Origin of the sequence: Ureibacillus galli (assembly GCF_014836845.1) — a bacterium.
Lineage (GTDB): Bacteria > Bacillota > Bacilli > Bacillales_A > Planococcaceae > Ureibacillus > Ureibacillus galli.
Window position 1 is genome coordinate 45414 of sequence record NZ_JACSQA010000024.1, and the last position, 9131, is coordinate 54544.

Below are 9131 nucleotides of genomic sequence, written 5' to 3' on the forward strand. Positions count from 1 at the left end.
TTGTTATTTCAATCCACTATTTTTTTGTACTCGCTCTTTTTTCTTCATGGCGAACTTTTAAAACTTTTAAAACATCATACACATTAATTTTTTGTTCTTGTAATAACACCAATAAGTGGTAAAGTAAATCGGCCGCTTCCCATTTTACTTCTTCTGCATCTCGATTTTTCGCACCAATGACAACTTCGGTTGCCTCTTCCCCCACTTTTTTACAAATTTTATCGATTCCTTTTTCAAATAAATAAGTCGTGTAGGCACCTACAGGCATTTCCATTTCACGTTGACGGATAACATCTGCCAAATAGGGAATGATGTCAACGGAACCAACTTGATTATTTTGTACAATCGTTTCGCCAAAACATGAAGTCGTTCCGTTATGACACGCTGGACCTGCTGGCAACACTTCAACAACTAACGCATCTTTGTCGCAATCGGTTTTTATTGATACAACCTTTTGGGTATTTCCACTAGTTTCTCCCTTATGCCAAAGTTCCTGTCTAGAACGGGAATAAAACCAAGTTTCACCTGTTTCAATTGTTTTTTGTAGAGATTCTTCATTCATATAAGCAACGGTTAACACTTCTTTCGATTGAGCATCTTGAACAACCGCTGTGATTAAACCTTTATCATCGAACTTTAACCCTTCTATCATCTGACACAAACTCCTTTTTCGCGCAAGTAAGTTTTCACTTCTGCTACGCTCGTTTCTTTATAGTGGAAAATGGATGCGGCAAGGGCTGCATCGGCATCTACGTCTTTAAGTACTTCAGCAAAATGTTGTGCGTTACCAGCACCACCACTAGCAATAACTGGAACGGTAACAGCATCCCTCACCGCTTTTGTTAACTGTAAATCGAAACCAGTTTTTTCACCGTCTTGATTCATACTCGTTAATAAAATTTCGCCTGCTCCTAAACGCACCGCTTCTTTTGCCCATTCAATCGCTTGCCATTTTGTTTTGTTACGGCCGCCGTGGGTATAAACCATCCATGTCCCATCTTCTTCTGAAAATCTTGCGTCAATGGCAACAACGATGCATTGTGCACCAAAGAAATCAGATCCTTCTTTTATTAACTCAGGTCGCTCTAACGCTGACGTATTGACGGAAACTTTGTCCGCCCCAGCACGTAAAATGCGTTTCATATCTTCTAACGTACGAATTCCTCCCCCTACTGTAAAAGGGATCGCAAGGGTAGAGGCGGTCTTTCTCACGACATCTACCATCGTTTCTCGACCTTCATGGGAAGCAGAAATATCTAAAAATACTAATTCGTCTGCCCCTTGTTCATCATAAAATGTTGCCAGTTCAACTGGATCTCCCGCATCGCGAAGTTCTACAAATTGAACACCTTTTACTACTCGACCTTCCTTCACATCAAGGCAAGGTATGATTCGTTTCGTTAACATGTAGACACCCCCAACCCTTGTAACCATTGGCGAAGTAAAAACACACCGAAGTCTCCTGATTTTTCCGGGTGAAACTGCATACCGCATACGTTTTCTGCTTGTACTACACCTGGCACTTTATTATCAAAATAGTCCGCAGTCGCAATTAATTGGGACGGATTCGTTTCGGTACCATAAAAAGAATGAACAAAATATACGAAACGATTTTCCGGTAATACTTTTCCTTCTAACCATTTCGGAATTGATTGGAAATCTAATGTATTCCATCCCATATGAGGGACACGATATTTCTCACCAGTAGTTGTTTCACCTAAAAAGCGGACAATTTTCCCTTTAAAAAATCCAAACCCTTTTGTCGGTGTCACTTCATCACTTTCTTCAAAAAGTAATTGCATCCCTAAACAAATTCCTAATAGCGGTTTTTTAGCCGTTACTTGTTCTTTTATAAATTGATCTAACCCTGTTTCCGATAACCGTTTCATTGCATCTGGAAATGCCCCCACTCCAGGTAAAATAAGGGCATCGGTTGTAGCTAACTGTTGAACATCAGATGAAACAACGACATCACAATCGAGTCTTTTCAAAGCTTGTTCAACGCTAAATAAATTGCCCATTCCATAATCAATCACGCCTATTTTCATGTCAACAACCCTTTCGTTGACGGTACTCCTTTTACTCTTGGATCAATTTGCACCGCATCGTCAATCGCTCTTGCTAACGCTTTAAAAATCGCTTCAATAATGTGATGTGTATTCTGACCATAAGGCACAATGACATGGACATTCATACGAGCTTCCAACGCGAATTTCCATAAAAACTCATGGACTAGCTCTGTATCAAAGGTACCTACCTTTTGTTTTAATTCCGGTTCAACGCGAAATTCTAAATGGGGTCTATTAGAGCAATCAATGACGACTTGTGCTAATGCATCGTCCATCGGTACAAAAGCATTGCCATACCGTTTAATCCCTTTTTTATCACCAAGGGCTTCACGAATTACTTGCCCTAAAACGATGCCAATATCTTCTGTCGTATGGTGGTCATCGATATGTGTATCCCCATCGGCAATAATTTTCCCATTAAACAAACCGTGCTTAAGAAATAGATCCAACATATGGTCCATAAAAGGAACGCCTGTATTGACTTCCGCTTGTCCTTCACCGTCTAGATTGATTTCGACATAAATTTTCGTTTCATTCGTGTTTCTTTCCCTCTTTGCAACTCTTCCATTTGTCATATTATTTATCTCCTTTAGTCCATCCACGGGATTCAACGGCACGGGCATGACCTTCTAAACCTTCCATTCTAGCTAGCCGCGCGATTTTCGGTCCATTTTGTTCCCACGTTTTTTCAGTGTAATAAACAACATTTGTTCTTTTAATAAAATCATCGACATTTAACCCGCTGGCAAAACGTGCTGTACTATTTGTCGGTAGAACATGATTCGTACCAGCAAAATAATCCCCTACCGGCTCAGAACTGTATCTACCAATAAATATCGCGCCGGCATGGCGAATTTTTTGCGAATGTTCTTCCGCCTGCTCCGTCACAATTTCTAAATGTTCCGGTGCAAGGGAATTCACAGCTTCGATAGCCTGTTCCATCGTGTCAGCAATATAAATTTGACCAAAGTTTTCAATCGATTTTCTTGCGATTTCTTCTTTCGGTAAACTGCTTAATTGTTTCTCAACTTCCTCTGCCACCGCTAGAGCTAACCGTTCACTTGTCGTAATTAATACAGCGCACGCTAAAGCATCATGTTCTGCCTGGGATAGAAGATCTGCAGCAATCTCGTCTGGAAAAGCAGTGTCGTCTGCTAAAACAGCTATTTCACTCGGACCGGCGATCATGTCAATGGCTACTTCTCCAAACACTTCCCGTTTCGCTAAAGCAACGAAAATATTTCCTGGTCCTGTAATTTTATCGACCGGGGCTATGCTTTCTGTACCATAGGCTAATGCTGCAATGGCTTGTGCCCCACCAACTTTATAAATTTCAGTAATGCCTAATATAGATGCTGCTACAAGAACCGCCTCAGGAAGCTTCCCGTCTTTTCCAGCTGGGGATGTAATGACAATCCGCTCTACCCCCGCCACTTGAGCAGGAATAACATTCATTAATACTGATGATGGGTATGCAGCTAATCCGCCAGGAACATATAATCCAACCGCATCTAAAGGAACGATACGTTGAGCTAACCACGAACCATTTTCTAAAGGAAGTTTGTATCCTTCTCTTTTTTGGGCTTCATGGTAATATCGTATGTTAGCTGCAGCTTCTTCTAAATCCTTTTTAAGCTGGGGATCAAAATTGGAAACCGCCTCTTTCATTTCTTGTTTCGATACGCGAAACTCCTCTACTTGTATCCCATCCCACATTTCACTATATTTACGAAGGGCCGCATCTCCTAAGTCTCGCACGTCTTGCAAAACTTGGCGAACGGTTAATAACTGTTGTTCGTTTCCGCCCTCTAATTGTCGTTTTAAAGATATTGCATTCGATAATTTTGTTATTTTCACAAAAAGCCCTTCTCTCTAATTGACCAAATTTTTCAAACGTGTCACGACTTCTTGGATACGTTCACTTTTCATTCGATAACTAACCGGATTGGCAATAAGCCTCGAAGAAACATCTGTTATATGCTCATATTCGACAAGACCATTTTCCATTAACGTTCTCCCCGTAGAGACAATATCAACAATTCGATCTGCTAAACCAATCATTGGAGCCAATTCAATGGAACCGTTCAATTCAATAATTTCAACCTGTTCCCCAATTTCTTTATAGTAGTTCATGGCGATATTCGGATATTTCGTCGCAATGCGGGGTGCGATTTCATTCATGGATGTATTTGGTAACCCTGCAGAAGCGATATAACATTGGCTAATTTTCAAATCCAATAGTTCATGCACATTCCGTTTTAGTTCAAGTAAAACATCTTTTCCAGCAATCCCAATATCAGCTACCCCATGTTCCACATATACAGGGACATCCATTGGCTTCGCTAATATAAATCGTATATTTTCTTCTGGAATTTCAATCATAAGTTTGCGGGACATTTCCACTTCTTCCGGTAAGTTAAAACCTGCATCGATGAGCATTTGATAAGCTTCCTCAAAAATCCGTCCCTTTGGCATCGCAATTGTTAAATGAGTCATTGTGCTTAATCCTCCTGGCTGACATAGACAACCTTTTCAAATTGTTTCATAAAGGCTTCTTCATCAAATAACCCTTTTTTTGATTGGACTGTAACGAGTTTTCCTTGTTGTCGGAAGTGATTCGCCATCTCCAACGCCTTAGTAAATTGACTTTCCTCAAAGATAATCGCTACTTGTTGATCTAAGGTTGGTTTCGTCGGTAAAACTTCTAAAAGACGATCGACACGAATTCCAAAGCCTGTTGCGCCAACTTCACTTCCGAAACACTCAAGTAAGCCATCGTATCTTCCACCATTTCCAAGGGCAAAACCACTACCTTCAGCAAATACTTCAAACAACATACCCGTGTAATAGTTCATATGACTTGATAATGTGAAATCTAAAGCTACATAAGGTGATAAATTAGCAGTCGAAACTAATTCCATTAACTGCTGCATATATTCCAACGCATCATTTTTGCGTACATATTTCTCAATATGTTCAATTGAGACAATATTTGTCGCTTCCCCAATAAATTGTAGTAGCGCATCGGACTTTGTTTTTGGTAAATGAAATTGTTCAACCGCTTCTTCAAAGCCTACATAATTACGTTCCACTAATAACCCACGAAGTTTTTCTGCTTGCTCCACACTTTCTGTATAATCTTTTAAAATACAATTTAGTACACCCGCGTGGCCGATTGTAATTTTAAAAGAATGAATACCAAAGGACTGGATTAAATGAATTGCTGTAATGATCGTTTCCGCATCTGCATAAACGGAAGAATCACCAATAATTTCAATGCCCATTTGTCCAAACTCTGCCGGCCTGCCTCCTTCTGTTTGTTGAGCGCGAAAAACATTAGCAAAGTAAGCTAAACGCAATGGGATTTTTTCTTTCAATAGTTTAGATGTTGCCACCCTTGCAATTGGTGTAGTCATGTCTGGACGAAGAACAAGCGTGTTACCTTGACTGTCTACTAACTTAAATAATGAAGCATCATAAATCGCTGATGCTTTCCCTACAGTATCGAAGTATTCTAAACTCGGTGTTTCAATAAAATCAAATCCACGGGCACGTAGAAACTTGCGCCCTGTTTGTCGAACTTCTTCTATTTTTTCGTATGTAATGGGGAACGTATCCCGCATTCCTAATGGTTTTTCGAACATTTTAATCGATGACATTTTTGACACTTCCCATCATTTCGCTTTAATACACTAGAGAATTAGAGAATTAATATATGAAAGTATTTTATCTAATTTTCTATTAATAGTCAATATGAATCTCCTCAAATAGATTGACTATTATAAATAGTATTAATTCCATTATGGCAATATAGGATAAAGAAAAAGCATCCAAAGTATAAAAAATACTTTGGATGCTTTATTATTTTTCGTTTCTTTTTCTCTCGGCCATTTGTTCAGCTGTATAAATAATACGCATCGGATTTCCTCCAACCATGCTTCCCGCTGGAACATCTTTATGAACTAAAGTGGCAGCAGAAACAATCGCTCCATCACCAATTTCAACACCAGGCAAAATTGTTGAATTCGCTCCGATCATGACTTCACTTCCGATTTTCACATCGCCTAATCGATATTCTTCAATTAAATATTCATGGGCTAAAATCGTCGTATTATACCCGATGATTGTATTTTCGCCTATAGATATCCTTTCAGGAAACATTGAATCAGGCATCACCATTAAAGCTAGAGATGTTTTTTCACCTATTTTCATATGTAAAAACGTACGATATATCCAATTTTTCATCCCCATAAACGGAGTAATACGACCAATTTGAATAAAGATAAAACATTTCATTACTTTCCAAAAGGATACCGTTTTATATACTTTCCATAATGAGTTTGCACCTTGAACAGGATATCGTTCCGTTCTCCTCATACAATTAGGACTCCTTCACAATCGTTAATAAATCCGACATATGATGTAGCATATAATCAGGATTAAATTGTTGTAAGAATTCTTCTCCCTTTAATGACCAAGCGACACCTGCCGTTTTCACACCAGCATTTTTTCCCGCCTGGATATCATGATAATTATCTCCAATCATCATAGCATCCTCTTTACTTACGCCTAATCTTTCAAGGGCAAGCAATACTGGTTCTGGATCTGGTTTTACCCGTTTCACGTCATCGGTCCCAATCCAAAATTCAAATAGATGTTTTGCTCCCATTAATTTCAACCCTTTTTCAATCGTTTCATTTCTTTTCGTAGAAACAATTGCTAATCGAATCCCTTGTTCCTTTAATTGTTCTAAAGTTGGAATAACCCCATCAAATTCTTTCACTAATTCGTCATGATGCGTTTCATTCCATTGTCGATATTTTGCAATCATTTCTTCTACTTCGTTTGGCGTTAATTGTTCAAACGTTTCTTTTAATGACGGACCCATAAAATTCATGCAATCTTTTGGCGAATATTGCCCGGGAAATCGTTCTTCTAAAACATGCATAAAGGTTTGTAAGATTAATTCATTTGTATCTAATAGTGTTCCATCAAAGTCAAACAGTAAAGCTTTCATTGTTCGTAGCTCCTTTACTCACTTTAAAACAAAAGGTGATCGTATTTATTTTGGATCTAAATAGCGGACTACAGGACGTACTTTCATTCTTCTATAAACAATGGCAACAATTCCAATAACGATAGCAATGATTGAAACAACTTGAGCCGAACGTAATTCTCCAACTAAATATAAGCTGTCTGTTCTCATGCCTTCGATATAGAAACGGCCGATTGAGTACCAAATCATATATGCGAAGAAAATTTCACCCCGTTGTAAATTTACTTTGCGTAATACAAGTAAAATAATGAGACCTAACACATTCCATAAAGATTCGTATAAAAATGTCGGATGTACATAAGTTCCTAGATCTTGAATATACATTTGTTCAATAATCCAATTTGGCAACATTAAGTTTTCTAAAAATTCACGGGAAACCGGTCCACCGAATGCTTCCTGGTTCATGAAATTGCCCCAACGGCCAATAATTTGTCCAATTAAAATACTTGGAGCAACAATATCCGCTACTTTTAGGAAACTAATTCCACGCTTTCTACAGAAAATATAGGCAGTAATAACCGCACCAATTAACGCACCATGGATGGCAATGCCACCATTCCATATTTGAATAATTTTTTCCGGATTAGCTCCGTAATATTCCCATTTCATCACAACATAATATAACCTTGCACAAATAATGGAAATGGGGATTGCCCAAATTAACATATCGGCAAGAAAATCATCGGGTAGCCCTCGTTTTACCGCTTCCCTTTGACCAACGATATACGCTAATACAATGCCACTGGCAATTAAAATGCCGTACCATCTTACTTCGATACTTCCAATTGAAAATGCAACTGGGTTAATAGCTAGTAATATTTGTTCCATTCATAAGCCCCTCTCAAGTAAAAAACTACTAAACCCTTTTGTTAGTAATCATCTATTTCATCTTGATATGAAATCATCTCATCTAATCTTCTCGAAAATTCTTGTGCCGCATTCACTCCCATTTTTTTCAAACGGTAATTCATAGCTGCAACTTCGATAATTACGGAAACGTTTCTTCCAGGTTGGACAGGAATCGTTAATTTTGTTATTTCCGTATCAATAATTTTCATTTTTTCTTCGTCTAGCCCTAGACGGTCATATGTTTTGTCTGGGTCCCAATTTTCCAGTTCAATAATTAAAGTAATCCGTTTATAAGGTCGAATCGCACTTGCTCCGAATAATGTCATAATATCGATAATTCCAATACCTCGAATTTCAAGCAAATGCTCTAACAGAGGCGGTGGACTTCCAACGATTAAATTTTCAGCTTCTTGTCTAATTTCAACACAATCATCCGCAACTAACCGATGTCCTTTTTTAATGAGCTCCAGTGCTGTTTCACTTTTCCCAACGCCACTCTTACCAATGATTAATACACCGATTCCGTAAACATCAACTAAAACACCGTGAACAGCTGCATAAGGTGCTAATTTACTTTCTAAATAGTTCGTTAATCTACCTGAAAATTGTGTCGTTTTCATGTCCGTCAGTAAAACTGGGACGTTTGTTTCATTGGAAGCATCAATCAATTGCTTAGGTACTTCCATTCCTCTCGAAACAATAATCGCAGGTGTATCTTGTGAGCAAAGTTTTAACATCCGTTCTTTTTTCAATTCCGTTGGGAGCATCTCAAAAAAAGATAATTCTGTTTTACCAATTAACTGTACTCGGTTTGCCGGATAATGGGTAAAATAACCCGCCATTTCAAGTCCAGGTCTAGAAATATCACTCGTCGTAATATATCGGCCAATTCCTTCATGCCCACTTACTAACGTTAAATTAAATTTCTCAATTACTTCTTTTGTTGTTACTTGAATCATCAGCATACTTCCCTACCTTTTTACTGGCATATAGTAACTATTTTAGCATGATAGAGTAAGTTTGTATTTAAAATATACTTGACTAAATGAAATCGCAACAAATAAAAAAGACAAAGCCAACTAAAGTGTACCCTTTGTAAAGGACATTTTTAAAAAAGGCTTTTAAGCAACTTGAAGAAGATGGTGACTGTATTGTGC

At 38.3% G+C, this 9131-nt stretch carries 11 protein-coding genes; all 11 read right to left on the reverse strand.

Going from position 1 to position 9131, the window contains the following annotated elements; translation table 11 throughout:
- Positions 1–16: 16 nt before the first annotated feature.
- Entirely contained in the window at positions 17–652 is a 636-nt protein-coding gene (gene hisIE / locus H9636_RS14150; RefSeq protein WP_191708219.1) for a bifunctional phosphoribosyl-AMP cyclohydrolase/phosphoribosyl-ATP diphosphatase HisIE, read from the reverse strand.
- The gene (gene hisF / locus H9636_RS14155) at positions 649–1407 is read right to left on the reverse strand and encodes an imidazole glycerol phosphate synthase subunit HisF (protein ID WP_191708220.1); all 759 of its coding nucleotides are present in this window, start codon (positions 1405–1407) and stop codon (positions 649–651) included. The genes hisIE and hisF overlap by 4 nt, the downstream gene beginning before the upstream one ends.
- Entirely contained in the window at positions 1401–2048 is a 648-nt protein-coding gene (hisH, locus tag H9636_RS14160) for an imidazole glycerol phosphate synthase subunit HisH (protein ID WP_191708221.1), read from the reverse strand. The genes hisF and hisH overlap by 7 nt, the downstream gene beginning before the upstream one ends.
- The gene (hisB, locus tag H9636_RS14165) at positions 2045–2644 is read right to left on the reverse strand and encodes an imidazoleglycerol-phosphate dehydratase HisB (RefSeq protein WP_191708222.1); all 600 of its coding nucleotides are present in this window, start codon (positions 2642–2644) and stop codon (positions 2045–2047) included. The genes hisH and hisB overlap by 4 nt, the downstream gene beginning before the upstream one ends.
- Position 2645: 1 nt before the next feature.
- Positions 2646–3926, reverse strand: coding sequence for a histidinol dehydrogenase (gene hisD / locus H9636_RS14170; protein WP_191708223.1), 1281 nt, complete (start codon positions 3924–3926; stop codon positions 2646–2648).
- A 15-nt stretch (positions 3927–3941) separates the two neighbouring features.
- Positions 3942–4565 carry an ATP phosphoribosyltransferase gene (gene hisG, locus H9636_RS14175; RefSeq protein ID WP_191708224.1) on the reverse strand — a complete coding sequence of 208 codons (624 nt, stop codon included), beginning with the start codon at positions 4563–4565 and terminating at the stop codon, positions 3942–3944.
- A 5-nt stretch (positions 4566–4570) separates the two neighbouring features.
- Positions 4571–5728 (reverse strand): ATP phosphoribosyltransferase regulatory subunit, encoded by a 1158-nt coding sequence (locus H9636_RS14180; RefSeq protein WP_191708225.1) that lies wholly within the window; start codon positions 5726–5728, stop codon positions 4571–4573.
- 202 nt (positions 5729–5930) lie between these two features.
- Positions 5931–6446: an acyltransferase gene (locus tag H9636_RS14185; protein WP_191708226.1), complete on the reverse strand. Its 516-nt coding sequence runs from the start codon at positions 6444–6446 to the stop codon at positions 5931–5933.
- 4 nt (positions 6447–6450) lie between these two features.
- Positions 6451–7086: a pyrophosphatase PpaX gene (gene ppaX / locus H9636_RS14190; protein WP_191708227.1), complete on the reverse strand. Its 636-nt coding sequence runs from the start codon at positions 7084–7086 to the stop codon at positions 6451–6453.
- A gap of 45 nt (positions 7087–7131) precedes the next feature.
- Positions 7132–7953, reverse strand: coding sequence for a prolipoprotein diacylglyceryl transferase (lgt, locus tag H9636_RS14195; RefSeq protein WP_191708228.1), 822 nt, complete (start codon positions 7951–7953; stop codon positions 7132–7134).
- A 41-nt stretch (positions 7954–7994) separates the two neighbouring features.
- The gene (gene hprK, locus H9636_RS14200) at positions 7995–8933 is read right to left on the reverse strand and encodes an HPr(Ser) kinase/phosphatase (RefSeq protein ID WP_191708229.1); all 939 of its coding nucleotides are present in this window, start codon (positions 8931–8933) and stop codon (positions 7995–7997) included.
- Positions 8934–9131: the final 198 nt, after the last annotated feature.

Excerpts from the sequence above, each read along its gene's own strand:
- hisIE (WP_191708219.1), bottom strand. The coding sequence starts at position 652 with ATGATAGAAGGGTTAAAGTTCGATGATAAAGGTTTAATCACAGCGGTT.
- hisF (WP_191708220.1), bottom strand. The coding sequence starts at position 1,407 with ATGTTAACGAAACGAATCATACCTTGCCTTGATGTGAAGGAAGGTCGA.
- hisH (WP_191708221.1), bottom strand. The coding sequence starts at position 2,048 with ATGAAAATAGGCGTGATTGATTATGGAATGGGCAATTTATTTAGCGTT.
- hisB (WP_191708222.1), bottom strand. The coding sequence starts at position 2,644 with ATGACAAATGGAAGAGTTGCAAAGAGGGAAAGAAACACGAATGAAACG.
- hisG (WP_191708224.1), bottom strand. The coding sequence starts at position 4,565 with ATGACTCATTTAACAATTGCGATGCCAAAGGGACGGATTTTTGAGGAA.
- H9636_RS14180 (WP_191708225.1), bottom strand. The coding sequence starts at position 5,728 with ATGTCATCGATTAAAATGTTCGAAAAACCATTAGGAATGCGGGATACG.
- H9636_RS14185 (WP_191708226.1), bottom strand. The coding sequence starts at position 6,446 with ATGAGGAGAACGGAACGATATCCTGTTCAAGGTGCAAACTCATTATGG.
- ppaX (WP_191708227.1), bottom strand. The coding sequence starts at position 7,086 with ATGAAAGCTTTACTGTTTGACTTTGATGGAACACTATTAGATACAAAT.
- lgt (WP_191708228.1), bottom strand. The coding sequence starts at position 7,953 with ATGGAACAAATATTACTAGCTATTAACCCAGTTGCATTTTCAATTGGA.
- hprK (WP_191708229.1), bottom strand. The coding sequence starts at position 8,933 with ATGATTCAAGTAACAACAAAAGAAGTAATTGAGAAATTTAATTTAACG.